This window comes from Streptomyces vulcanius (assembly GCF_042653945.1).
GTDB lineage: Bacteria > Actinomycetota > Actinomycetes > Streptomycetales > Streptomycetaceae > Streptomyces > Streptomyces mangrovi.
Map to the genome: position 1 here is coordinate 230,463 of NZ_JBHSFK010000014.1, position 23,743 is coordinate 254,205.

Sequence of the window (23,743 nt, forward strand, 5' to 3'; positions counted from 1 at the left end):
AGGACCCGCCATGACCGCCAGTCTGGAGCAGCTGCGCCGCTGCCACTTCGCCGTCGACCTCGGTGCGGCGCGGACCCGGGTGTACGTGCGGGGAGCGGGGCTCGTCGTCGACCAGCCGTCCGTCGCCGCCGTCAACACCCGCACCGGCGGTCTGATCGCGGTCGGCGAGTTCGCCGAGAGGATGACGGGCCGCACCCCGCACTACATCCGCGTGATGCGCCCGGTCTCCGGCGGCACGGTCGTCGACATCGAGATGGCCCAGCGCATGCTGCGCCACCTGCTGGGCGACAAGGTGCGCCGGCAGCTGCGCCGACGGCCGTTCCTGCGGGCCGCCGCCTGCACCCCGCACGACGCCGGTCCGCTCGCCCGGCGCGCCACAGTCGAGACCCTGGTCGGGCTCGGCGCGCGCCGCGTGGAGCTGGTCGACACGCTCATCGCCGCCGCCGTCGGCTGCGGGCTGCCCGTGGAGCGGCCCGAAGCCACCATGATCATGGTGTGCGGGGCCGCCGCCACCCAGGTCGCCGTGCTCTCCCTCGGCTCGATCGTGACCGCCGAGCGGATCCCGGTCGGCGGGGAGGCCGTCGACCACGCGATCGTCCAGCACCTGCGCCACGAGCACGAGTTGATGCTCCCGAGCCAGTCCGTACGGCCCCTGCAGCTCGCCCTCTCCGGCAACGGCCTCACCCCGCACGGCCCGTCGGTCACGGAGATCCACGGACGGGACGTCGCCACCGGCCTGGCCCGCTCCGTCCGAGTCGACACCGCCGCCGTACGGGACGCGATCGAAACACCGCTCACCGCCGTGCTCGACGGCATCGGGCGGGTGCTGCGGGAGTGCCCGCCGGATCTGGTCGCCGACCTCGCCGACCGGGGGATCATGATGGTCGGCGGCTCCGCGCTGCTGCCCGGCTTCGACCACATGCTGCGGCAGGCCACCGGTATGCCGGTGCACATCGCCGAGCGCCCCGACATCTGCGCCGCCCAGGGGCTGGGCGCCATGCTGGAGGGCCGGATCGCGCCCCTGACGCTCAATCACCTGGCCACGTGACCGTTCCCCGGGGCTCCACCGGCGTACCGAAGGGCGTCTCGCGCACCACCGGCCGCAACTGTTACGTGTGCGAAACCTTGACGATCACCGAACCGGGTGCCACGATTCCGGCGCCGCCATGTTTGCGTAAACATCAGCCACCGCGGGGCTCTCATGTTTACGCAAACATCAGAGCCGAAAGGGCAAGTCGATGCGCAAGACCCCCGCCAGATCCTCTCTCCCCCCTCGCCTGCGCGCCGCTCTCGTCGCGGTCGCCGTGGCCGCCGTCACCGGTACGACCCTCGCCGGAAGCCCCGCCTCCGCCGCCGCGCCGGCCACCGACACCACCCAGTTCAAGGGCGTCAACTGGGCCGATCCGCGCGACAACTTCGCCGACGACTACCTCCAGCTGTCCGGTCTGTCGACCACCGACAGCTACCGGCAGACGTACGCCAAGGCGACCCGGATCATCGCCGCGTTCCGCGCCAACCTCGGCGCCAACACGGTCCGGCTGCCGATCAACCCGTACACGGTCAACGGCGCGTACTGGAAGTCGTACCGCGGGGTCATCGACGCGGCCTCCGACCAGGGCTTCAAGGTCATCGTGTCCTACTGGGAGGGCACCGGCGACCGCAAGGACGGCTTCATCGACGACGAGGCCACCTACTGGCCGATGTGGAACACCGTCGTGAAGGCGTACAAGAACGACAAGCGTGTCTACTTCGAGCCGATGAACGAGCCGCACGGCTACACCGACGCCGAGTGGGCCGACATCGCGGCGAAGTGGCTGAACACCTACAAGTCGGTCCCGCGCAACCGGGTCTTCGTCTCCGGTGCCGGCTACAACGACCACGTCACCACGGTCTGCGCCGACCCGCGCCTGAAGGGCACGTACCTCTCCCTGCACCACTACGGGTTCTGGAAGGACTACGCGACCTACGACCAGTGGGTGTCCGACCTGAAGGTGCGCATCGGCGACTGTGCGAACCGGACCGTGGCGGACGAGTTCGGCGCCCCGATGACCACCGGTCTGAACTACAACGTGAAGACGCCGGACGACAACTTCGTCAACTACGTCCAGGCCGTCACCGACACCTTCCGCGAGCTGAAGATGGGCTCGGTGTACTGGCCGGGTCTGCGGACCGACGACACGTACTCCATGCAGAAGCTCGTCGGCGACCCGAACCGCCCGTGGCTGGTCACCACCAACCAGTCCGGCGCCGACCGGCTCGCCTGGGCCTGGGGGCGCGGCAAGCCCGTCAAGGGCTGAGCCGGGACACGTCCACCGGGGCGGGCGGCACACCCGCCCGCCCCGACCCGACCCGCCACCGCCCTGGTCCGAACCCGCCGCGCCGGATACGCCGTTGATCGGCCCGGCGCCCGACGCATAGGTTCCTCCTCATGACAAACGTACGGATCGGCGTGATGTACGACCGCGACTGGGCGCCGGAGGGGCTGCCCGGGTTCGCCCGCCGGGCCGAGGCGCTCGGCGTGGACGACCTGTGGGTGGTCGAGGACCTCGGCTGGAACGGCGGGGTGTCGGCGGCGGCCGTCGCACTGGGCGCGACCGAACGCCTCCGGGTGGGCATCGGCATCACCCCGGCCCCGCTGCGCAGCCCGGCCCTGCTCGCGATGGAACTGGCCACCCTGGCCAGGGTGTTCCCGGGCCGGCTGGTCGCGGGGATCGGGCACGGGGTGCGGGAGTGGATGGAGCAGGTCGGCGTGGCGCCCCGCTCCCCGCTGGCCCTCCTGGAGGAGACGATCACCTCCGTGCGGGCCCTGCTGCGCGGCGAGCGCGTGGAACTGACGGGCCGTGAAGTCCGCCTGGACGGAATCCGGTTGGTGCATCCGCCGACCGAGGTCCCGCCGCTGGTCGCAGGTGTCGTACGGCCCCGCTCGCTCGAACTCTCCGGCCAGGTCGCGGACGGCACGCTGATCGCCGAGGGGCACGGCCCGCGCGACCTGGAGGAGACCCGCGCACTGACCGCCAAGGGCGGCGCGGGCACCGAACACACCCTCACGGTGCTGGCGTTCGCCTGCGTGGGCGACGACCCCGACGAGGTGGCCGACGCCCTCCACCCCCACACCGAGGGCCAGAGCGCCTGGCTCGGCCGCCCGCAGGAGGAGCTCTTCACCGTCTCCGGTACCGCGGCGGAGGCCGCCGGCCACATCGCCGCCCTGTCGGCGGCCGGCGCGGACACGGTCGTCCTGCGGTTCGCCGGGGAGCAGCCGCTCGGCCAACTGGAGGCCGTCCTGTCCTCGATCCGGGCGACCGGCTCCCAGGCGCTGTCCTAGTTCTTGGTGCCGTCCACGATGACCGGCGTGCCGTTGGAGTCCGTGCCGCAGGGGACCGCGTACACCGGGTTGGCCTTGGCTGCCTCCTTGTAGGCCTCCAGGCACTGGTTGTAGAGCACCTTGTCGCTCAGCGACTTCTCGAGGATCTTGTTGGCGCGGGCGGTGCCCTCCGCCTCGATCCGCTTGCGCTCCGCCTCCGCCTTGGCGGTGCGCGCGGCCTCGACGGCCCGCTCGGTGGCCTGCTCCTGCTGGATCTTCTTGTCTATCTGGTCCTGGAGCTTGTCCGAGGGCTTCACATTGCGCAGGTTGACCGTGGTGACGTCGATCCCGCGGGGCGCCAGCCGCTCCTTGACCAGGGACTCGATCTCCGAACCGATCTGCTCGCGGGCGGAGACATAGCCCTCCTCGCTGGTGTGCTTCGCGAAGACGTTGCGGATGATCTCTCTGCTGTCCGGCACCACCAGCCGCTCCTGGATGGCCTCCTGACTGCCCGCCAGCCGGTACAGGGCGACCGACTTGGCGGGCACCACGGCCCACTTGATGGTGACGTCCGCGTACAGCACCCCGCCCTGCGAGGAGCGGACCTCGACCACGTCCTTGTCGTAGAGGTTGAGGTCCACGGGCCTGGTGGTGAAGGAAGTGACGTCGGTGAACGGCGACTTGAAGTGGATGCCGGAGGTCAGCGGAGTGCCGACCTTGCCGAAGGTGACCGGCACGCCGACCTCGTACGCGCTCACGACGTACACGCACGCGAACGCGCCTGCCAGTACGCCCCCCACGGCGCTGAGCGCCGACCCGATCTTCCAGCCCGCCTCGCTGCGGCCACGGCCGACGAGGAACAGCACGACAGCCGCTATCAGCAGCAGGATGGTCAGCACGAACACGGAAATCCCCCTCGGTTTCGTCCCGTGGGGCAGACCTAGTTCACTTCGGCCCTCGGCGGGATCGACTTTCGCCTCGCATGAGGGACGCCTCGTTCCCGGTCTCCCGTTCCACCGCCAACCGCCGAGATGCCGGCGGCTCGCACCCGGCTGCCGCCGCGACGCGGCGGCACGCTGTGCTCAGACGGCGGGCAGCGCGTACACGCGGTCGTAGTGCTGGGCCACGAGATGCCCCGCTCCGTCGCAGGAGAGCTGCCAGTTGTTGACGCCGGCCTCACGGCCGTCGGTGAAGTTCCACAGGAGTCGGCCGGCGGTGGAGTCGATCGCGTAGAAACCGTTCTTGTTCTCCAGGGCCGGTATGTAGAGGGCGCGCGCCCCGACCGCGATCGGGGTGTCGACGTTGAGGCGGGGGGTCTCGCAGAACCAGCGCCGGGTGCCGGTCGCCGCGTTGAAGGCGTAGACGCCGGAGGGGTTGGTGCCGGTGACGTAGACCGTGTTGCCGCCCACCCCGAGGGAGGCGAACTGGCCGTGCTCGGCCTTCGCCCGCCAGCGGAGCTTTCCGGTGAGCAGGTCCAGGGCGATGAGCTCGGAGCCGATGGCGAAGACGTTCTGGCCGAGCACGGCGAGCCCCGGCCGCAGGTCGTAGCCCACCGGGTGACGCCATTTGAGTCTGCCGCCGTCGCGGGTGCCGCGGACCGAGACGTTGCGCAGTCCGTCGGTGTAGACGAAGTAGCTGGAGGTGATGACGGGCTTGAGGTCGATGCCCACGTCCTCCGGGTCGATCGGGATGACGACGGCCTGGCGGAGTCTGAGGTCGACGCCGAAGACCGCGCTGGTGGTGGTGGCGACGCCCTCTTCCGCCGACTGGCGTTGCAGCCGGGCGCCGAGGACGGAGACGGCGTATCCGTCGTAGCTGCCGAGCAGTTGGTCGAACCGGTAGTCGTCGCCGAAGTCGAGGGTGAACTGTTCGGTGCCGTCGGCCGGGTCGACGCCGATCAGGGTGGCGCCGGTGCCGAGCGCGACCGCGGCGCCGTAGGTCACCATGACCGGCGTGGGCGAGAGGCTGATGCCCTGGTAGACCCACTTGGGCTGGGAGCCGTTCGTGAGGTCGAGGCAGACCATGTTGCCGGGGCGGGTCTTCACCAGGGCGGTGCCCTCGTTGAAGACGGCCGGGGCCTGGAGCAGCGGGTCGCCACGGTAGATCCAGCTCGGCTCGGGGGCCGCGACGAGCCGACGCGCCCCCTGTCCGCCGGTCGCCCTCCGGGTGACGGCGACGGCCACGCTCCCGGCGAGGGCCGTGCCCGCGGCGGCGGCGAGGACCGCGCGGCGGGAGACCCGGGAGGGGGCGGAGGCGCGACGGTGCGCGGACCCACGGGTCTGCGACGCGGCCGCGGACGCGTAGGGGGGCCTGGCTGAGGCGGGCGTGGCCGGGTCGGCGGACGCGTCGGTGGCGGAACGATCCGGCACCGGTTCCTCCGGGACCGAGAAGGGTTCCTGGTCCGCCGGCTCGGTGGCGGGCACCGCGCCACGGGCGCCGCCGCCGGTTCCCCGCTCCCCGTTCGGGCAGACCGTGCTTCCGCTGCGCTCGGCGAGGGCGTCGTCGTAGGCCGGCCGCCCCACCGTCGCGTACGCCGACCCGCGCGAACGGGTGGCGGGCGGCAGCGAGTCGGGGCCGTCGGTCCAGGGCTCCGCGCCGGCCGGGGTGCGGGCCAGGAGGTCGAGGTCCGTCGCGGCGGCCCGGCGGGCGGCGATCAGCTCGGTGAGCGGCGCGGGCAGCCAGCCCTCCGTCAGCACCTGTTCGGCGCCGTTGGGGGCGCAGGCCGCGGAGAGGCGTTCGGGATCGATGCGCAGGGCCGGGTCCTTGGCCAGACAGAGACTGATGATCTTGTCCAGCGGTTCCGGCACCCGGGACAGGTCGGGCGAGCCGTGGGCCACCTGGTAGAGGAGGGTGGCCGCGGCGGCGCCGCTGAACGGCGTGCGTCCGCACGCGGCGAACGCGAGCACCGAGCCGAGGCAGAAGACATCGCCCTCCGGCCCCATCTGCTCACCGGTGGCCTGCTCCGGGCACATGTACTCCAGGGAGCCGAACAGGCCGCCGGCGCCGGTGAGTTCGTAGCCGTCCCGGGCGCGCACGATGCCGAAGTCGATGACGCGCGGGCCGTCCGCGGCGAGCAGCACGTTGGACGGTTTGAGGTCGCGGTGCACCAGCCCCTCGGCGTGTACGGCGATCAGCGCCTCGGCGATGCCCGCGCCCAGCGCGAGGACCGTGTCCACGGGCAGCGGCCCGTGTTCGGCGATCGCCTCGGCCAGGGTGGGGCCGGGGATGTAGGCGGTGGCGAGCCAGGGTGTCTCGGCGTCCGGCGCGGCGTCGAGGACGGGGGCGGTGTAGACGCCGCCGACGGCCGCCGCGGCGGCCACTTCGCGCCGGAAGCGGATGCGGAAGTTCTTGTCCTCCGCCATCTCGGGGCGGATGACCTTGACGGCGACGGTGCGGCCGGCGGCGGAGGTCGCCAGGTAGACCCGGCCCATGCCGCCGGAGCCGAGGCGGGCCACCAGACGATAGGGGCCCAACTGCTCGGGGTCTTCTGGGCGCAGTGGTTTCATGCCCTCAGCCGCCTGTTCTCGATCGTGACGGGCGGGAGTACCGCCCTCGCTGTGGGGGAGAGGACCGGAGGGGGTCTGACCACAAGACTAGAGGCTGAAGTGACGGACGAGGCCACTACCGAGAAGTCGTTTGCACTGGCCTGGAAGCATGTCGTCCGCCCTCCTTCCACCTCCACGACCTGATTTGACGGTCCGTCAGATATCGGGTGACACGTGGCCGTCCTGCGGGAACAGTGCGCGATGAGCAACAAATGCAGGATGAAACGGCTTATGCCGTCGAAGACATCCGATGTGCCGAAGGTCACTCCGCGCATTGCATACCGCGTTGCACACCATGCAAAACCACGGTCCCGTGACACATGGATCACGGGACGCGCTCCTGGGTCAGGTCCTAGTAACGCACGGGCAGGCTCAGCAGGCCGCGGGTGCGCATCGACGGCCGCCACCGCAGGGCGTCCGGCGGAACGTCGAGGGCCAGTCGGGGGAAGCGTTCGAGGAGTACGGCGAGGGCGATCTCGGTCTCCGTCCGGGCCAGGGGCGCGCCGACGCAGTAGTGGATGCCGTGGCCGAGGGCGAGGTGTCCGGTGGCGTCGCGGTCCAGGTCGAGCCGGTCGGGTTCGCTGAAGCGGCGCGGGTCGCGGTGGGCGGCGGCCAGGGACAGCAGGACGGTCTCGCCCGCCGGGACGGTGACTCCGCCGATGACGACGTCCTCGGTGGGGAAACGGCGGATGGCCAGCGGCACGGGACCGTCGTAGCGGGCCAGTTCCTCGACCGCCGGACCCAACCGGCCGGGGTCGGCGCGGAGTTCGGCGAGCCGGCCGGGGTGGCGGAGCAGGGCCAGGGTGGCGTTGCCGATGAGGTGGACGGTGTTCTCGTATCCCGCGATCAGGATGAGGAAGGCGAGGGACATCAACTCGTCCTCGCTCAGCCGGTCCTCCTCGTCGCGTACGGCGATCAGGGCGGAGAGCAGGTCGTCGGCGGGAGCGGCCCGCTTGTCGGTGAGCAGCCGGGTGAAGTAGGCCAGCAGGCCCCGGACGGCCTCCTTCGCCCGGTCCGGCCGCGCCGGGTCCGGAACCACGAGGGCGTCGGTCCAGGACCGGAAGTCCAGCCGGTCGTCCTCGGCCACGCCCAGCAGGTCGCAGATCACGGCGATGGGCAACGGCGCGGCGTACGAGGCGATCAGGTCGGCGCGGCCGTCCGCGGCGATGGCGTCGAGCAGGGAGTGGGCGGTCTTCCGGATGGGTTCGCGCAGCAGTGCGGTACGTCGCGGGGTGAACGCCCGGGACACCAGGCGTCGGATACGGGTGTGGTCCGGGGGGTCCATGTTGAGCAGGTTGGCGTCCAGCGCCGGCGGCAGCGCGAGCCCGCGGTAGCCGCCGGGCTTCGCGTTGCGCTTGTCGAGCGAGAGCCGGGGGTCGGCGAGGGCCTGCCGTACGTCGTCGTAGCGCGTCACGAGCCAGGCCGGTAACCCGTCCGTACCGGTGAAGCGATGAACCGGCCCCGCCTCACGAAGCCGCCCGTACGTCGCGTACGGGTCCGCGACCAGCTCGGCGAGGTCGACCAGGGGCGGGTTGCCGGGTGTTGTGGTGGACATGAGCTCCACCCTAGGACGATGAGTACCGACTACTCACGCCGTGCCGGGGCGGCACGGGCAGAGTCTCTCCCAGGACATACCGGCCACGAACTCATGGGGGAAAGCATGCGCAAACGGATCCTGTTCGCTGTCCTGGGGGCCTCGTCCGCCATCGGTCTGGTGACCGCCGGTACCGCGTCCGCCGGCGGTACCGACACCGCCTCGGCCGCACCGCGTGTGGTCGACGTGACGTCGGTGTCGCAGATCCCGACCGCGCAGGACGGCGCGAAGGACGGCGCCGGCGGCCAGGTGGGGATCAACGCGATCTACCGGCTGACGATGACCAACAACGAGGGCGGCCAGTGTCTGGACGGGGACGCGGACACCATCGGAACCAACGGCACCCAGGTGCAGTTGTGGGGCTGCCACGGCGGAACCAACCAGACCTGGCTCTGGGCGCCCGCGGCCGGGAAGCCGGTCGGCTACTACACGATCCAGAACTCCCGCGGCAACCAGTGCCTGGACGGTGACCTCACCGCCATCCCGGCCAACGGCGCCAAGGCCCAGCTCTGGGCCTGCAACGGCTGGAACAACCAGACCTGGGTCTGGCACGGGGCCACGCTGACCAATCTTGAGGGCGGCCAGTGCCTGGACGGCGACCTCACCGCCATCCCGGCCAACGGCGCCAAGGCCCAGCTCTGGGCCTGCAACGGCTGGAACAACCAGAACTGGACGCTTCACTAGTATCCCGATCAAGTATTCCGGGCACAGAACCGGGCCGCACCCGACCATCGGGTGCGGCCCGGCTCTGTGTTGCGGGCCCCCATACCCGGTGCGACCGTGTACGAGGGGGCGCCGCCGACGGCCCGCCAAGGGCCGGCCTTGCAGGTGACGGCGGTAAGCGTCGATACGACCGCATCGCGTCCCACCCTTCCGTGGCGCCTGCCACTCCGTCGTTTCGACGCGCGTCCGGCAACCGGGGGAAAGCGCACAGAAAGCGGGAAATTCAATGGCGAACGGTCCCATGGACAGGCGTGCCTTCGGCGAGCACCCCAATCGGCCCGGCGGCCCCCCCGCGGGCCAGGGCGCGGAGTACACCGGCCGGTACGTGATCCTGCTCGACCCGAGCAACCAGGAGAGCGGGTTGAACGCGCTGCGTTCCGCCGCCGACATCGCGCCCGTGGAGCGGGTCCGAGGAGCCGAGTCCGCGAACGTGGCCGGCCTCCTCGATCGCCCGGACGTCTCGGTGCACTTCGAGAACCTCGCCGCCGCCGTTGTGGAAGTGCGGCCCGAGCAGCGGCACGCGCTGGTGACCACGGCCGAGGCGGAGAACTCGATCCTCGCGGCGGAGCCGGAGCGCATCGTCTATGCCTCGCAGATCATGGCCCCGGACCGGGCGCCGACCGCGTTCCTGCCGTCCTACCGCAGTGACGAGGAAGTGGTCGCCCGGCTGAGCAAGGCCGAAGCCGCCACGTTCCAGGGCCCGGCCTGGGACGAGCAGAAGGCGACCTGGGGCCTCCAGGCGATCAGGGCCAACATCTCCGGCATGACCGGACGCGGTGTGAAGATCGCCGTTCTCGACACCGGTGTGGACACCGACCACCCGGACCTGGTCGGGTGCATCGAGGAGACGGCCTCCTTCGTGCTCGGTGAGAGCGTCGAGGACGTCTTCGGCCACGGCACGCACTGCATCGGCACCACCGCCGGTCCGGCCAAACCCCAGCAGGGGCCCCGCTACGGCGTGGCACCCGAGGCGCGGGTACTCGCCGGAAAGGTGCTCGGCAACAACGGCAGGGGCACGGACGGCCAGATCCTGGCCGGCATGGACTGGGCGGTCGCCCGTGGCGCACGGGTGATCTCCATGTCGCTCGGCGCTCCCGTCCAGCCGGGTGAGCTCTTCCCGCAGACGTACGAGATCGTGGCCCTGCGTGCGCTCGAACGCGGGACAGTGATCGTCGCCGCGGCGGGCAACGAAGCTGATCGGCCAGGGTTCGTCCCGCCCGTCGGCCGGCCCGCCAACTGCCCCTCCATCCTCGCGGTGGGCGCGCTCGACAGGGGCCTGAGGACGGCGGTCTTCTCCTGCGGAGGCATCAACGGCCAGGGCGGCGAGGTCGACATCGCCGCGCCGGGCGTCGACGTGCACTCGTCCGTTCCGGGCGGTGGGTACGCCCGGTTCATGGGCACGAGCATGGCCACGCCGCACGTCGCGGGTGTCCTCGCGCTGCTCGCCCAGGCGAACCCGGACGCTTCCGCGGCGGAACTGAGGGCCACTCTGCTGGCCGGCGCGTTCCCGCTGCCGCAGCCCGCCAGGGACGTCGGCGCGGGTCTGGTCCAGGCCCCGTGAGCAAGCCGTCCCAGGCACCGGTCGGGGTCATCCTCGCGGTCGACCCCGACCGGTTCGCGGAGGTGGTCGAGGCCCTGCGAGGGGCCGGGCTGACCGTCACGGGCGAGCAGCCGATGCTCGGCACCCTGTCCGGCACCGTCGCCGAGGACCGGATCCCGGCCCTCGAGGCGGTCGCCGGCGTCGAAGCCGTGGACCTCGACCGCACTATCCACCTCCCCCCGCCCGACTCCCCGATCCAGTGAGCGGGTTCGAGGTGCAGGGCAACCACGGTTCCCATAATGTGGTAATAGGAGTGTTTTCGTGGTGTTTTCTCCCCATTCGGGGGTTCGGCGGTAGTTCCTGTCACCGCAAGTCACCGCACCGTCAGGAGACATGATGGCCTCCCAGAAAGCCGGCCCCCGCGCTGCCTCGGTCTACGCACTCGCCGGCATCCGGCTCTTCAACGGGGCCGCCGGACTGCTCGCACCCGACCTGCTCATCCGGCGCCTCGACCCCGATCGCCGGCCGCCCAGCCCGGCGGCCGTGTACGCCTTCCGGCTCTTCGGGATCCGTACGATCCTGCTCGGCCTCGATCTGCTGACCAACCGCGACGAGCGGTTGCGGGCGGACCTGCGCGACGGCGTCCTGATCCACGGCAGTGACACCGCGACGGCGGCCACGCTGGGCCTGAGCGGCCGGCTTCCCCCGCGAACCGCGGCGCTGACCACGCTCATCTCGGCCGCCAACACGGTCCTGGCCGCCACCTCGCTCGCCAACTCGGCGAAGGGGAAAGGGAAGGGGAAGCGGAAGTGACGGACGAGCCCGGTGCCGTCCCCCCTGCCGAGACGGGCTTCGACTACGTCGTCGTCGGCGCCGGGGCGGGAGGCGGACCGCTGGCGGCCAACCTCGCCGCCGCGGGCATGCGCACCCTGCTGCTCGACGCGGGAGGCGCCACGGAGAACGACAACTACCTGGTGCCGGCCTTCCACGCGGACGCCTCCGAGGACCCCGTCCAGTGCTGGAACTACTTCGTACGGCACTACGCCGACGAGCGGCAGCAGCAGCGCGACAGCAAACTCGTCCCGGACCGGGGCGTCCTCTACCCGCGTGCCGGGACGGTCGGCGGCTGTACCGCGCACCACGCGCTGATCACCGTCTATCCGTACAACCGCGACTGGGACGCGATCGCGGAGGAGACCGGCGACGCGACGTGGCACAGCACCGCCATGCGCCGGTACTTCGAGCGGCTGGAACGCTGCACCTACCGGCCCAGGCCCAAGGATCCGCCCGCCAACCCGCTGCTGGCCGCGCTCTTCGGCACCCTGCTGAAGGTGCTGCCCTTCGCGGGCGCCCGGTACCGCAACGACGCACGCCACGGATTCGACGGCTGGCTGCCGACCGCCCTCGCCGACCCCGAACTGGCCGTCCAGGACAAGCAGTTGCTGAAGGTGATCCTCTCGGCCGCGGAGGACGCGCTGGCCGACTTCCTGGACCGGCCGCTGTCCCCGCTGGAGGGGCTGGGCTCCTTCGTCGACCCCAACGACTGGCGGGCGCAGACGCGTGCCCTGCAGGGGCTGTGGCAGATCCCCCTCTCCACGGCGAACGGACAGCGCAGCGCCGTACGCGAGCGGGTGCGGGCCGTACAGCGAAGCCATCCGGGCAGTCTGGTGGTCCGTACGCACGCGCTGGCGACCCGGGTCGTGCTGGACGCCGACGGAGCCGCGACCGGCGTCGAATACCTGGAAGGGGCGCACGCCTACCGGGCCGACCCCGCGAGCCGGCCGGACACCGGGCCGCCGGCCCTGCGCAGGGTGCTGGTCTCCCGTGAGGTGATCCTGGCCGCGGGCGCCTTCAACACGCCCCAGCTGCTGATGCTTTCGGGCATCGGACCGCGTGAGGAGCTGCAGCGGCACGGCATCCCCGTACGGGTAGACCTCCAGGGCGTGGGCGCGAATCTGCAGGACCGGTACGAGGTCGGCGTGGTCAGCCGGATGGACCGCGAGTTCCCGGTCCTGAAGGACTGCGACTTCCACGCGCCGCGGACCGGGACGGAACCGGACCGCTGCTACCAGGCCTGGCGGCGCGGCGAAGGCCTGTACACGACCAACGGCGCCGTCCTCGGCCTCACCCGCAAGTCCCGTCCGGAGCTGGACGCACCCGATCTGTTCATCTTCGGCGGCCCCTTCGACTTCCGCGGCTACTACCCCGGTTACTCGCTCGACCTGACACGCCATCAGGACCGCTTCACCTGGGCGATCCTCAAGAGCCGCACCCACAACACCGGGGGCCGGGTGCGGCTGCGCTCCACCGACCCCCGTGACACCCCGCTGGTGAACTTCCACTACTTCGGGGAGGGCACGGACAAGGACGGCTCCGATCTCGAAGCCATGGCCGGTGCCGTCGAGTTCGTGCGCGGGATGAACCGCCGGGCCGGCTCCGTGATCCGGGAGGAGCTGTGGCCGGGCAAGGAGATCGTCGGCCGCGACGACGTCCGGCGTTTCGTGCAGGACGAGGCCTGGGGCCACCACGCGTCCTGCACCTGCCGGATGGGACGGCCGGACGACCCCGCTGCCGTCGTCGACAGCGAGTTCCGGGTGCGCGGCGTGGACCGCCTGCGGATCGTCGACGCCTCGGTCTTCCCCCGCATTCCCGGATTCTTCGTCGCCGCCCCCATCTACATGATCAGCGAGAAGGCGAGCGACGTGATCCTCGCAACCACCCAAGGAGGACCGCGATGAGGAAACAACGACGCGAATCACGACGTTCCGCGGCCGGATACCGTACGTCGCTGTTCTGGCGGATCGTCACCGCCGGCGCCGAAGCGGTGGACCGGCGCGTCGGCTGGGACAAATTGCCCGTCCTGCCCGGCCTGCTGACGCTCCTCGGACTGCGCGTCAAGCTCCGGCAGAAGAACCTCCACGACACCGGCCGGCTGCCCTCGGTCAATCTGCCCGATCCCGCGCCCCCCTCCGAGAAGCACAAGGTCAACCGGACCGCCGACGGCAGCCACAACGACCTCGACGAGCCTCGCATGGGCATGGCGGGCACCCGCTTCGGCCGGAACATCCCGCTGGACAGGATCGCACCGGCCACACCCGAGGACGTCCTGTCCACGCCGAACCCGCGCGAGGTCAGCCGCGCCGTGCTCACCCGCGACGAACTCGTCCCCGCCGAATCGGTCAACTCCCTGGTCGCGGCCTGGCTTCAGTTCATGGTCCGCGACTGGTTCAGCCACGGGACCAGCCCCACGGAACAGCCCTGGGAAGTACCCCTGATGGACGACGACCCGTGGCCGGAACACCCCATGCGGATCATGCGGACACCGGACGACCCGACCCGCGACCCACAGGCTCCCGCCGGGACGCCCGACACCCGCGTCAACGTGTCCTCCCACTGGTGGGACGCGTCGCAGATCTACGGGACGAACGAGTCCGAGCAGCGCCTGATGCGCGCCGGTGAGCTGGGCAAGCTGCACCTGTGGGACGACGAGCAGTCCCCGATCCCCTCGGACCCCTCACGGGACCCCTCGCAGATCCCCGGCTTCTGGCTGGGCCTCGCCATGATGCACGACCTGTTCGCCCGTGAGCACAACGCGATCTGCGACCACCTGCACGGCGCGTACCCGTCCTGGAACGACGAGGAGCTCTTCCAGCGCGCCCGGCTCGTCAACGCCGCGCTCCTCGCCAAGATCCACACCGTGGAGTGGACACCGGCCGTGATCAGCCACCCCACCACCGTCAAGGCGCTGCGCGCCAACTGGTGGGGCGTCGCGGGCGAGCGCGTCCACAACCTCTTCGGCCGGATCAGCGACAGCGAGGTCCTCAGCGGCATCCCCGGCGCCGAAACGGACCACTACGGCGTCCCGTACTCCCTCACCGAGGAGTTCGTGGCCGTCTACCGCATGCATCCGCTCATCCGCGACGAGTGGCATCTGCGCTCCGCCGACGACGACACGAGCCTGCGTCACTGCACCCTCCGCGACATCTCGGGCCCCGGGGCGCTGAAGGTCCTGGAGACCACCGAGATGACCGATCTGCTCTACAGCTTCGGCACGCTCCACCCCGGGCTGGTCACCCTGCACAACTTCCCCAGGTTCCTTCAGGAGTTCGAGCGCCCGGACGGGCAGCTGCAGGACCTCGCCGCCACCGACATCCTGCGCTCCCGGGAGCTGGGCGTCCCCCGCTACAACGAGTTCCGGCGGCTGCTGCGGCTGAAGCCCGCGGCGAACTTCCTGGAGCTGACGGAGAACCGGGCGTTGGCCGAGGAGATCCAGTGGCTCTACGACGGCGACATCGAGAAGGTCGACCTCATGGTCGGCCTGTACGCGGAGAAGCTGCCGGCCGGATTCGCCTTCAGCGACACGGCGTTCCGCATCTTCATCCTGATGGCCTCACGCCGGCTGAACAGCGACCGCTTCTTCACCGAGTACTACACCCCCGAGGTGTACTCCAAGGCCGGTATGGCCTGGATCGACGACAACTCCATGATCACGGTGCTGCTGCGCCACCACCCGGAGCTGCGTACGGCTCTCACGGGGCTGACGAACGCCTTCGTGCCGTGGAACACAGCCGGAAGGACGGTGACCTGACATGGCAGCCACGGACAGGTCCCAGGACGAACGGGAGCGCCAGGTCGCGGCGGCCGCCGCACGGTACGGAGAGACCGGCGACGAGCGGCGGGCCGTCGAGCGGCGGCAGGACGCCGGGGTCGCCTTCCCGGACTCGGAGGAGGCGCTCGCGGCGCGCGCGGCCCGGCTGCTCGACCGGCAGGCGGTGCCCGCCGCCATGGCGGTGGAGGCGGTCCGGGCGGAACCGATGGAGGCGACCGCCGCGTACGAACGCATCCTCGGGGTGTCCAGGGACCTTCAGGCATGGAGCTTCCTGCCGCGCGGCGCCCGGGCGGCCCGCACCGTCGCCCGGATCTCGGTGCGGGAGAACGGCCGTGAGCTGCCCGTCGGCACCGGCTTCCTGGTCTCGCCGAGCCTGCTGCTGACCAACCATCACGTGCTCCCCGACGCCGAGGCCGCCCGGCAGAGCTTCGTGGAGTTCGACGCCCAGGTCACCGTCGACAACACGGCCCAGCCGCCGACGCGGCTTGAGCTCGACCCGGACGGGTTCTTCGCGGCGGACCAACGCCTCGACTTCGCCCTGGTGCGGGTCGCCCCCGGCCCGGACCAGCGGCCCCCGGGCGAGACGTTCGGCTGGAACCGGCTCAGCGCCCAGAAGGGAAAGCTGGTCATCGGCGAGCCGGTCAACGTCATCGGGCATCCGATGGGGCGTCTGAAGGAGATCGCCGTACGCGACAACATGCTCCAGGTGCGCCTCGACGACTTCCTCCACTACAAGACGGACACCGAGCCGGGGAACTCGGGCTCTCCCGTCTTCAACGACCAGTGGGAGGTCGTCGCGCTCCACCACAGCGGGGTGCCCAGGACCGACGAACAGGGCCGCGTCCTGCGCGGTGACGGACAGGTCTGGCAGCCCGGTGACGGCGACGACGCCATCGACTGGGTGTCCAACGAGGGCGTCCGCATCAGCTCCATCCTGAAGCACCTCGCCGCCCTGCCCCTGTCCTCCCGGCAGCAGGCGCTGCTGGCCGAGATGGGCCCGGAGTCGGCGCTGGGCGTCGCGGCGGCCGCCGAGGTTCCGGTGGCGGCTCCGGCTCCCGCCGTCGCGGCGGCGCCCCCGGCCGTCGAAAAGGTCACCGCGCGGGTGGGCCTGCGCGCCCGGGACGGCGCGTTCGGCGGCAGACGGCACCTGGTCTTCCTGCACGGTCGCTCGCAGGAAGGCAAGGAGCCCGAGAACCTGCGTCGCGAATGGGCGGCCGGACTCAACCAGGGGCTCGTCCGCGCCGGGCTCGCTCCGGTCGACCCGGCGGACGTCTGGTTCCCCTACTACGGAGACCGGCTGGTGCAGGCCCTGACCGCGCACGAGGCCGTCCCCCACCTCACCGAGGCGCCGGCCGCCAGGGCGGCGGAGGCGGTCGCACCCACCACCCCCACCGCCCGCGCGGTGTACGAGGAGATCATCGGCGAGGCGGCCACGAAGTGGGACATGCCGCACGAGAGCCAGCTGGCCACCGAACGGATCGGCCTGGGTGACGTGGTCGGGTCCCTGGGGAAGCGGCTGAGCTGGCTGGCCGCCAGGAGCGACCTCGACGCCTGGGCCATCGCGCTCGTCTTCCGTGACGTCGCCGCGTACCTCGACGACCGGCGTATCCGGGACGAGGTCCTGGACTGCGTGCTCGAGACGATGCCGGACGCGGGGGAAGTGGTGCTCGTCAGCCACAGCCTCGGCACGGTCGTCGGCCTGGATCTCACCACCCGGCTGCCGCACGGGGTGGACCTCGTCCATCTGACCACGGCGGGCAGTCCGCTCGGCCTGGACAGCGTGTACAGCAGGCTGCTCGTCGGCGGGCCGAAGCGGCCGAACATCGTGGCGGACTGGCTCAACGTCTGGTGCCCGACCGACGGGGTGGCCATCGGATGCCCGCTGGGCGACGACTGGGCGGACGGACTGTCCGACCTCGCCGTCGTCAACGCCCGCGACCGGGCGCACAGCATCGTCGAGTACCTCTCCCACGCCAAGGTCGCCGGCTCGATCGGCAGCCACCTCACCGACTGAACCCGACACGCACCAGGGCCGGTCCCGTCGTGACGGGGCCGGCCCGCCGGATCGGCTGATCACCCTCACGGCATGACGACCACAGCCTTGCCGCGGGCATGTCCCCGCTCCACATGGCGCACGCCCTCGGCCGTGTCGGCCAGGGGGTAGGTCCGGTCGACGACCGGGATGAGCCGGCCGGCCTCGATGAGCGCGGTGACGGCGAGCAGGTCCTCCTGGGTCGGCCCGGCCGGGGGCGACGGGAGGATCGGGCGGAGCCGCTGCCGGACGAACGCGTTGACCGCGCCCAGTTGCAGCAGGGAGCCCATCGCCCCGAACACCCGGCCGGGCGAGCCGCCGCCGTTGGCCACCAGGGTCCCCGTCGGGGTGAGCGCCCGGCGCAGCCGGCTCAGCGGGCGGTTGCCCACGTTGTCCAGGATCACGTCGTAGTGCGCGCGCCGGTCGGTGAAGTCCTCCCGGGTGTAGTCGACGACATGCGCGGCGCCCAGTGAGCGCACCAGGTCGGCGTTGTCGGCGCTGCAGACGCCGGTGACCTCCGCGTCCAGGGCCGCGGCGATCTGTACGGCGAAGGTGCCCACGCCCCCGCCCGCCCCGTTGACCAGCACACGTTGCCCGGCCTGTGTCCGTCCCACGGTCCGGATGCCGCGCAGGGCGGTCACCGCACCCACCGGTACCGCCGCGGCCTGCTCGAACGTCAGGCTCGCGGGCTTGGGCACCAGCAGGTCCGCGGTGGTGCGCGCGTACTCGGCGAAGGAGCCCGGGCAGAAGCCCAGTACCTCGTCACCAGCCTTGAGCCCTCGTACGCCGGCGCCGACCGCCGCCACCTGCCCGGCCGCGTCGATCCCGGCCACCCGGGACTTCGGCCGGGTCAGCCCCACGCCTGCCAGCCGCGCCACGAACGGGTCGCCGCGCAGCATGTGCCAGTCGTAGGGGTTGAGCGCGGCGGCCCGCACCCGTACCAGCACCTGACCGGCCCCGGCCTCGGGCCGCTCGGTGTCCGCAAGCCGCAGGACCTCCGGCGGGCCGAACCGCTCCTGGACGATCGCCTTCATCGGGTCTCCCCCGTCACCTCGTGACGATTCGAGGTGTACGGCGTACACCTCACTGAGGGCAAGGTAGGTGTACGCCGTACACCCGTCAAGGGGTGCCGCCGGAGGCCTTCGTGGGTGGGTCAGGCCGCGCGCAGCAGCCGGTCGAGGCCGTCCAGCGTCAGGTCCAGAGCGAACTCGAACTCGAGCTGGTCGTCGCAGCCCGAGCCGACGACGGAATCCGGGTCGTGGGCGACCGCCATGGCCAGTGCGGTGATGTGGGGGTAGCGCACGGCCATCTCCTCGGGCGGCATCGCGTCCGGATCCGGCGCACGGTCGGAGGCGTCCTCGAACAGTTCCTGGGAGAAGCCCAGCAGACGGCTGCCCATGACGTGCATCGCATGATGGACCAGGTCGATCGAGAACCCCCCGGCCCGGAAGATCCCGATCATCGAGTCCAGGTACTCCATGACCGCGGGCGTCGGGGTGACCCGTGCCTTCATCCGCGACTCGATGACCTCGGGCGCCCACGGGTGGCGCAGCAGCATGCGGCGGGCCGACAGCACCCGCCCGCGCACGACGGTCTTCCAGTCGGTGCCGCCGGCCGGCGGGTCGATCTCACCGACGAGGACGTCGATCATGCCGTCCAGCAACTCGTTCTTGTTGGCCACGTGCTTGTACAGCGCCATGGGCACGACGCCGAGCGCCTGCGCGATCTTGCGCATGCTCAGCGCCTCGACCCCGCCTTCGTCGGCCAGCGCGACGGCGGCGCCCAGAACCCGCCCCCTGCTCAAGGGCGCGCGAGGCTGCGCGGCGGAGCCGGCCTGCATGGATGTCTCCACAATCCCCTCTCGTACGGGCAAGGCCCGGAGCCGACCGTCCTCCCCCTCGACGAAGGTACAACGTCCGGCCGACCGCAGCGGGACAGCCCGTTCACGCCCCGTACGTGGTAATTCCCTGTGTTCCTTCCCTCTTCACCCCCTTCCTCCCTGCATCGTCGACCCGTGAAGCGCCCCCACCTCATCGCCCCCTTCCTGGTCTCCGCCCTGCTCCTGCCCCTCCCCCCGGCCCACTCCGCGCCCCGCTCCCCCGGCGACGGATGCACGGCACCGGGGTGGGCCCCGACCGCCACCCGGATCGACGCCAAGGACCCCCACCACCCGTACGTCGGCAACGGCTACCTCGCCACCCGGGTCCCGCCCACCGGCACCGGATACGCGGCCACCGGGGAGAAGACCGGCTGGCCGCTGTACACCCCGCGCTACGACGGCGCCTTCGTCTCCGGGCTCTACGCCCGCGGTCCCGGGAACACCGCAGGGCGCGACGCCCTCGCCGCACTCCCCAGCTGGACCGGGCTCGAGGTGACGGCCGGCGGCGAGACCTACGGCGCCCGCAGCCGGGTCGGCCGGTACCGGCAGACGCTCTCCCTGCGCTGCGGCCACCTCCGTACCAGCCTCACCTGGACCGGCTCCGACGGCCGCCGCACGGACCTCACGTACGACGTCCTCACCTCCCGGGACGACCCGCACACCGGAGCCGTACGGCTGCGCGTCACCCCGCACTGGAACGGCAGGCTCACCCTCACCGACCGCATCGACGGCCGCGGCGCCCGCCGTGTCGCGCAGACCGCCGCGGGCTCCGTCGGGGCGCGGACGATCGGCGTGGCGTTCCGGACCGACGGCACCGGGACCGACGGCGCGGTCGCGTCCACGTTCGAGGCGCCGGACGGACATCACCCGCAACACGGCCGTACGGAAGGTGATCTGAGTGTCCGTCAGGCCGTCAGCGTGCCCGTGCGCTCCGGGCGTACCTACACCGCCACGAAGTACGTCGGCGTCGACACCGCCCTCACCTCCCGCGACCCCCGCACCGCCGCCCGCGCCGCCGCACTCCGGGCCGCCCGGCGCGGATGGGCGGCGCTGCTCCGCTCGCACCAGCACGCCTGGCGTGCCCTGTGGGAGGCCGACATCGAGGTGCCCGGCCACCGCGACCTGCAGCTCTGGGTGCGCTCGGCGCAGTACGGTCTGCTGTCGTCGCTGCGTGCGGGCGCCCGGGACAGCATCGCCCCGACCGGGCTGACCAGCGACAACTACGCGGGCATGATCTTCTGGGACGCGGAGACCTGGATGTTCCCGGCGCTGCTCGCCACCCGCCCCGAACTGGCCCGCCCGGTCCTTGAGTACCGGCACCGCACCCGCCGGGCCGCCGCCGAGAACGCCGCGAAGACCGCCGTGAAGGGGCTGTTCTACCCCTGGACGAGCGCGAGCCGCGGCCGGCTGTGGAGCGAGTGCCAGAGCTGGCGGCCGCCGCACTGCGTCACCCAGAACCACCTCCAGGGCGACATCGCGCTCGCCGCCTGGCAGTACTACCTGTCCACCGGTGACCGGACATGGCTGCGGGAGCGGGGCCTGCCGCTGCTCGACGGGCTTGCCCGGTACTGGACTTCGCGGGTCACCGCGAACGCCGACGGCTCCTACTCCATCAAGGAGGTGGCCGGTCCCGACGAGTACAGCAACGGCGTCACCGACGGCGCCTACACCAATGCCGTCGCCGCCACCGCGCTACGCGCCGCCGCCGACGCCGCCCGCGTACTGGGCCGCCCCGCACCGGCCGACTGGCGGCGCATCGCCGGACGGCTGCGCATCCCGTACGACGCCCGGCGCAAGGTATTCCTCCAGTACGACGGCTACGACGGCTCCCCGATCAAGCAGGCCGACACCGTGCTGCTCGTCTACCCGCTGGAGTGGCCCATGCCGGACGGCGCCGCGGCGGCCACACTCGACCACTACACCGCGCGCACCGATCCGGACGGTCCGGCCATGACCGACTCGGTGCACGCGATCGACGCCGCCGCGATCGGCGAGCCGGGCTGCAGCGCGTACACCTTCCTGCGGCGCGCCTACCAGCCCTTCACGCGGGGCCCGTTCGCGCTGTTCTCGGAGTCGCGCGGCGAGAAGGCGGGCGCCGCCGACCCCCTCGCGGGCTCCCCCGCCCAGGACTTCCTCACCGGCAAGGGCGGCTTCCTCCAGGTCTTCACCCACGGCCTGACGGGTCTGCGGCTGCGCGCCGACGCCCTGCGCCTCGACCCGACGCTCCCACCCCAGCTCGCGGACGGAGTGCGCCTGTCGGGGCTGCGGTGGCGCGGGCGGACGTACGACATCGCGATCGGCCCCGAGACCACCACGGTCCGGCTGCGCTCGGGCGCCCCGATCCCCCTGGACACCCCCGAGGGCCGCTACACGCTCTCCGGGACGGTCACCCTCAAGACCCGCCGCCCCGACCTCACCCCCACCCCCGACCTGGCCCGCTGCCGTCCGGCCACGGCGACCTCGGCCGAGCCGGGGCTGTACCCGGAGGCGGCCGTGGACGGCAGCCCGGCCACCGCCTGGTCCCCCGCCGCCGAGCGCGCCGCCCTCACCGTCGACCTGGGACGCCGGGTGCGCGTCGGCACGGTCCGGCCGGCCTGGCGGAAGCGGCCGGCGTCGTCCACCGTCGAGGTCTCGGCGGACGGCCGGACCTGGCACCGGGCGGACGGCGGCGCGGTCCGGTACGTGCGGGTGAGCGTGCGCGGTGAGGCGGTGGCGCTGGCCGGACTGGACGTACGGAGGTGACGGCCGGGACCGGCCCCGTCTCGCCGACCCGGGTCAATGTGGCGCTCGTTGCCATACCTTGGGCATATGGCGCTGCATCACCACAGTGACCGTCCGTGGCGCGTGAGGGTGGACGACGAGGAAGGCGCACCCTGTGGCGCCGGAGTGCTGCTGGACGACCGGCATGTGCTCACCTGCGCCCATGTGGTCCGGTACGCCGGAGCGGCACCCGGGGGGACCACGTCCCGGGTGCGGATCAGCAGTGTGGCGTGCCGCCCGGAGTGGACCCGCACCGCGCACGTGGCCCCCGGCACATGGGTGCACGGCCACGGCACGCAGCGCGGCGACGTGGCGCTGCTCGAACTCGACGAGCCGGCCGGCTGCGGCACCCGGACCACGCTGTGGAAGGCACCCATCTCCGGCGGCACGGTCCAGGTGTACGGCTTTCCGCACGACGAACCGTTCGGCATGGGGGCGGACGCGCGGCTGGCGGGATCCGGACACCGGCAGGGCGAGTGGGGCCTGCTGAAGCGGATGCGCGAGGGCGACCCGTGGATCGAGCGGGGGTACTCGGGCGCCGGGGCGGTGGCGGTCGGCGGCGAGTTCGACGGCCGCGTCATCGGCATCGTGGTGGCCGAGTACGTGGGCGCCGACGCGAAGGCGGCCTGGATGCTGCCGACCGAGACGATACTGACGTATCTGCCCCGGATCGAGGAGTTCACCGGCGGTGACCGCAATGACGAACTGGGGCCCTCGTACGGCGAGTTGCCCGGGGACGGGGATGTGCTGGGCGACCCGCTGCGGCTCGCGCTGACGCAGGAGCTCACCCGGCTGCTCGACAGCGGCTGGTCCGGCACCGTCGTCGTCGGCACCGGCGGCACGACCGCCGTGGGCGACTCCTGGCTCGTCCGTCTGGTGCGGACGGCCGATCCGGCGGCCCGGGCCACCGTCACCGACGCCGAGCTCACCGGCGCCCCCGGGGACACCGTCCTCGGGCTCGGCACCATCGACGCCGCCTACGACGCGCGCGGCAGGTCGGTCGCCGACGTCAGCGGCTACCTCACGGGCCGGTTCGGACTCCCCGGCGGGAACACCCACGAGGTGCGGCGGCAACTGCTGCGCCGCACGCCGCCCGCCTGTCTGGTGGTGGGCGGCGTCGACCGGGCCCAGGACCCGGAGGCCCTCGTGCGGGAGCTGCTGGGGCAGTTGGCCGCCCGCGCCCGGTCGCGCGGCGTCCGTCTCGTCCTCGGCTTCGAGGGCGTGCCACCGGCAGGCCTCGCCTACGACGTCTCCCTCGACCCCGAACCGCTGAGCGGGGAGGCCGCCCGGGGCGTGACCGCCGTCGAGGTCCACAGGGCCGTCGGACTGCTCGCGGCGGAGGAGGACGCCGCGTCCGCGCTGCAACAGGAGTGGGGCGTACGGTTCTTCGCCGCGCCCCGGCTGCCGCCCCGGGCCGCGCCCCGGCTACGGGTCCGGCTGGCCGTGGCCCGGGCGACGGAACCCAACCCCGAACTCGCCGCGATCCACGACCGGGCCGACGACGCACGCGCCGCACTGGCCCGGTTCGACCACGACCTGCGCCGGCTGATCGCCGCTCACGAGGATCTCACCGCCGGCCTGGAGCTGCACCGTGTCCGGGCCGCGCGGTACTTCGGCGTCGAGGACCGGCGGCTCGCCGAGCGGCACGCCCCGGCCGCCCGCGCGCTGGGGACCGAGCCAATCGACCTCGGGGCCGCCCGCACGCTGGTCAGGCACTACATCGACGAGGTCAACCGACGGTTCGAGGAAAGGTGACACGC

17 protein-coding genes are annotated in these 23,743 nt (G+C 72.0%); 12 read left to right on the forward strand and 5 right to left on the reverse strand.

Features of this window, described 5'->3' with window-relative positions; genetic code table 11:
• Positions 1 to 10: 10 nt before the first annotated feature.
• From ACFPIH_RS22980 to ACFPIH_RS22990, 3 genes are all read left to right on the forward strand, one after another.
• Entirely contained in the window at positions 11 to 1,048 is a 1,038-nt protein-coding gene (locus ACFPIH_RS22980) for a rod shape-determining protein (RefSeq protein WP_381163985.1), read from the forward strand.
• 190 nt (positions 1,049 to 1,238) lie between these two features.
• Positions 1,239 to 2,297, forward strand: coding sequence for a glycoside hydrolase family 5 protein (locus tag ACFPIH_RS22985; protein ID WP_381163982.1), 1,059 nt, complete (start codon positions 1,239 to 1,241; stop codon positions 2,295 to 2,297).
• A gap of 131 nt (positions 2,298 to 2,428) precedes the next feature.
• The gene (locus ACFPIH_RS22990; RefSeq protein ID WP_381163979.1) at positions 2,429 to 3,322 is read left to right on the forward strand and encodes an LLM class flavin-dependent oxidoreductase; all 894 of its coding nucleotides are present in this window, start codon (positions 2,429 to 2,431) and stop codon (positions 3,320 to 3,322) included.
• On the opposite strand, the gene ACFPIH_RS22995 is transcribed toward ACFPIH_RS22990, so the two are convergent.
• The 3 genes from ACFPIH_RS22995 to ACFPIH_RS23005 form a co-directional block, all read right to left on the reverse strand.
• On the reverse strand, positions 3,319 to 4,206 hold the full coding sequence (locus tag ACFPIH_RS22995; protein WP_381163976.1) for a prohibitin family protein: 888 nt from the start codon (positions 4,204 to 4,206) through the stop codon (positions 3,319 to 3,321). The two genes, ACFPIH_RS22990 and ACFPIH_RS22995, sit on opposite strands and share 4 nt — an antisense overlap.
• A 177-nt stretch (positions 4,207 to 4,383) precedes the next feature.
• Positions 4,384 to 6,807, reverse strand: coding sequence for a protein kinase domain-containing protein (locus ACFPIH_RS23000; RefSeq protein ID WP_381163973.1), 2,424 nt, complete (start codon positions 6,805 to 6,807; stop codon positions 4,384 to 4,386).
• 391 nt (positions 6,808 to 7,198) lie between these two features.
• A complete protein-coding gene (locus tag ACFPIH_RS23005; protein WP_381163970.1) occupies positions 7,199 to 8,401 on the reverse strand; it encodes a cytochrome P450 family protein in 1,203 nt (400 codons plus the stop codon).
• A 105-nt stretch (positions 8,402 to 8,506) separates the two neighbouring features.
• On the opposite strand from ACFPIH_RS23005, the gene ACFPIH_RS23010 reads away from it, so the two are divergent.
• The 7 genes from ACFPIH_RS23010 to ACFPIH_RS23040 all read left to right on the forward strand — a co-directional run bounded on the left by ACFPIH_RS23010 (position 8,507) and on the right by ACFPIH_RS23040 (position 17,326).
• Entirely contained in the window at positions 8,507 to 9,124 is a 618-nt protein-coding gene (locus ACFPIH_RS23010; protein ID WP_381163967.1) for an RICIN domain-containing protein, read from the forward strand.
• Between the two features lie 280 nt (positions 9,125 to 9,404).
• Positions 9,405 to 10,724 (forward strand): S8 family peptidase, encoded by a 1,320-nt coding sequence (locus tag ACFPIH_RS23015; protein ID WP_381163964.1) that lies wholly within the window; start codon positions 9,405 to 9,407, stop codon positions 10,722 to 10,724.
• A complete protein-coding gene (locus ACFPIH_RS23020) occupies positions 10,721 to 10,966 on the forward strand; it encodes a hypothetical protein (protein WP_381163961.1) in 246 nt (81 codons plus the stop codon). The genes ACFPIH_RS23015 and ACFPIH_RS23020 overlap by 4 nt, the downstream gene beginning before the upstream one ends.
• 133 nt (positions 10,967 to 11,099) lie before the next feature.
• Complete coding sequence (locus tag ACFPIH_RS23025; protein ID WP_381163957.1) at positions 11,100 to 11,516, forward strand: hypothetical protein; 417 nt, start codon at positions 11,100 to 11,102, stop codon at positions 11,514 to 11,516.
• Positions 11,513 to 13,441: a GMC family oxidoreductase gene (locus ACFPIH_RS23030; RefSeq protein ID WP_381163954.1), complete on the forward strand. Its 1,929-nt coding sequence runs from the start codon at positions 11,513 to 11,515 to the stop codon at positions 13,439 to 13,441. The genes ACFPIH_RS23025 and ACFPIH_RS23030 overlap by 4 nt, the downstream gene beginning before the upstream one ends.
• On the forward strand, positions 13,438 to 15,291 hold the full coding sequence (locus tag ACFPIH_RS23035; RefSeq protein ID WP_381163951.1) for a peroxidase family protein: 1,854 nt from the start codon (positions 13,438 to 13,440) through the stop codon (positions 15,289 to 15,291). The genes ACFPIH_RS23030 and ACFPIH_RS23035 overlap by 4 nt, the downstream gene beginning before the upstream one ends.
• A 1-nt stretch (position 15,292) precedes the next feature.
• On the forward strand, positions 15,293 to 17,326 hold the full coding sequence (locus ACFPIH_RS23040; RefSeq protein ID WP_381163948.1) for a trypsin-like serine peptidase: 2,034 nt from the start codon (positions 15,293 to 15,295) through the stop codon (positions 17,324 to 17,326).
• A 65-nt stretch (positions 17,327 to 17,391) separates the two neighbouring features.
• Here the strand turns inward: ACFPIH_RS23040 and ACFPIH_RS23045 are convergent, their stop codons facing one another.
• Both ACFPIH_RS23045 and ACFPIH_RS23050 read right to left on the reverse strand, forming a co-directional pair.
• Positions 17,392 to 18,378, reverse strand: a complete 987-nt coding sequence (locus ACFPIH_RS23045; protein ID WP_381163945.1) for an NAD(P)-dependent alcohol dehydrogenase — start codon at positions 18,376 to 18,378, stop codon at positions 17,392 to 17,394.
• Positions 18,379 to 18,497: 119 nt separating this feature from the next.
• The gene (locus ACFPIH_RS23050) at positions 18,498 to 19,184 is read right to left on the reverse strand and encodes a TetR/AcrR family transcriptional regulator C-terminal domain-containing protein (RefSeq protein WP_381163942.1); all 687 of its coding nucleotides are present in this window, start codon (positions 19,182 to 19,184) and stop codon (positions 18,498 to 18,500) included.
• Positions 19,185 to 19,358: 174 nt separating this feature from the next.
• Between ACFPIH_RS23050 and ACFPIH_RS23055 the strand changes: the two genes are divergently transcribed.
• Together ACFPIH_RS23055 and ACFPIH_RS23060 are read left to right on the forward strand one after the other, a co-directional pair.
• Positions 19,359 to 21,965 carry a glycosyl hydrolase family 65 domain-containing protein gene (locus ACFPIH_RS23055; protein ID WP_381163939.1) on the forward strand — a complete coding sequence of 869 codons (2,607 nt, stop codon included), beginning with the start codon at positions 19,359 to 19,361 and terminating at the stop codon, positions 21,963 to 21,965.
• Positions 21,966 to 22,031: 66 nt separating this feature from the next.
• Positions 22,032 to 23,738 carry a trypsin-like peptidase domain-containing protein gene (locus ACFPIH_RS23060; RefSeq protein ID WP_381163936.1) on the forward strand — a complete coding sequence of 569 codons (1,707 nt, stop codon included), beginning with the start codon at positions 22,032 to 22,034 and terminating at the stop codon, positions 23,736 to 23,738.
• The last annotated feature ends 5 nt before the right edge of the window (positions 23,739 to 23,743 follow it).

Bases quoted from the DNA above. Each gene is read 5' to 3' on its own strand.
- ACFPIH_RS22985 (WP_381163982.1), top strand. From the start codon at position 1,239: ATGCGCAAGACCCCCGCCAGATCCTCTCTCCCCCCTCGCCTGCGCGCC.
- ACFPIH_RS23005 (WP_381163970.1), bottom strand. From the start codon at position 8,401: ATGTCCACCACAACACCCGGCAACCCGCCCCTGGTCGACCTCGCCGAG.
- ACFPIH_RS22980 (WP_381163985.1), top strand. From the start codon at position 11: ATGACCGCCAGTCTGGAGCAGCTGCGCCGCTGCCACTTCGCCGTCGAC.
- ACFPIH_RS23015 (WP_381163964.1), top strand. From the start codon at position 9,405: ATGGACAGGCGTGCCTTCGGCGAGCACCCCAATCGGCCCGGCGGCCCC.
- ACFPIH_RS23040 (WP_381163948.1), top strand. From the start codon at position 15,293: ATGGCAGCCACGGACAGGTCCCAGGACGAACGGGAGCGCCAGGTCGCG.
- ACFPIH_RS22990 (WP_381163979.1), top strand. From the start codon at position 2,429: ATGACAAACGTACGGATCGGCGTGATGTACGACCGCGACTGGGCGCCG.
- ACFPIH_RS23010 (WP_381163967.1), top strand. From the start codon at position 8,507: ATGCGCAAACGGATCCTGTTCGCTGTCCTGGGGGCCTCGTCCGCCATC.
- ACFPIH_RS23000 (WP_381163973.1), bottom strand. From the start codon at position 6,807: ATGAAACCACTGCGCCCAGAAGACCCCGAGCAGTTGGGCCCCTATCGT.
- ACFPIH_RS23035 (WP_381163951.1), top strand. From the start codon at position 13,438: ATGAGGAAACAACGACGCGAATCACGACGTTCCGCGGCCGGATACCGT.
- ACFPIH_RS23045 (WP_381163945.1), bottom strand. From the start codon at position 18,378: ATGAAGGCGATCGTCCAGGAGCGGTTCGGCCCGCCGGAGGTCCTGCGG.
- ACFPIH_RS23025 (WP_381163957.1), top strand. From the start codon at position 11,100: ATGGCCTCCCAGAAAGCCGGCCCCCGCGCTGCCTCGGTCTACGCACTC.
- ACFPIH_RS23050 (WP_381163942.1), bottom strand. From the start codon at position 19,184: ATGCAGGCCGGCTCCGCCGCGCAGCCTCGCGCGCCCTTGAGCAGGGGG.
- ACFPIH_RS23060 (WP_381163936.1), top strand. From the start codon at position 22,032: ATGGCGCTGCATCACCACAGTGACCGTCCGTGGCGCGTGAGGGTGGAC.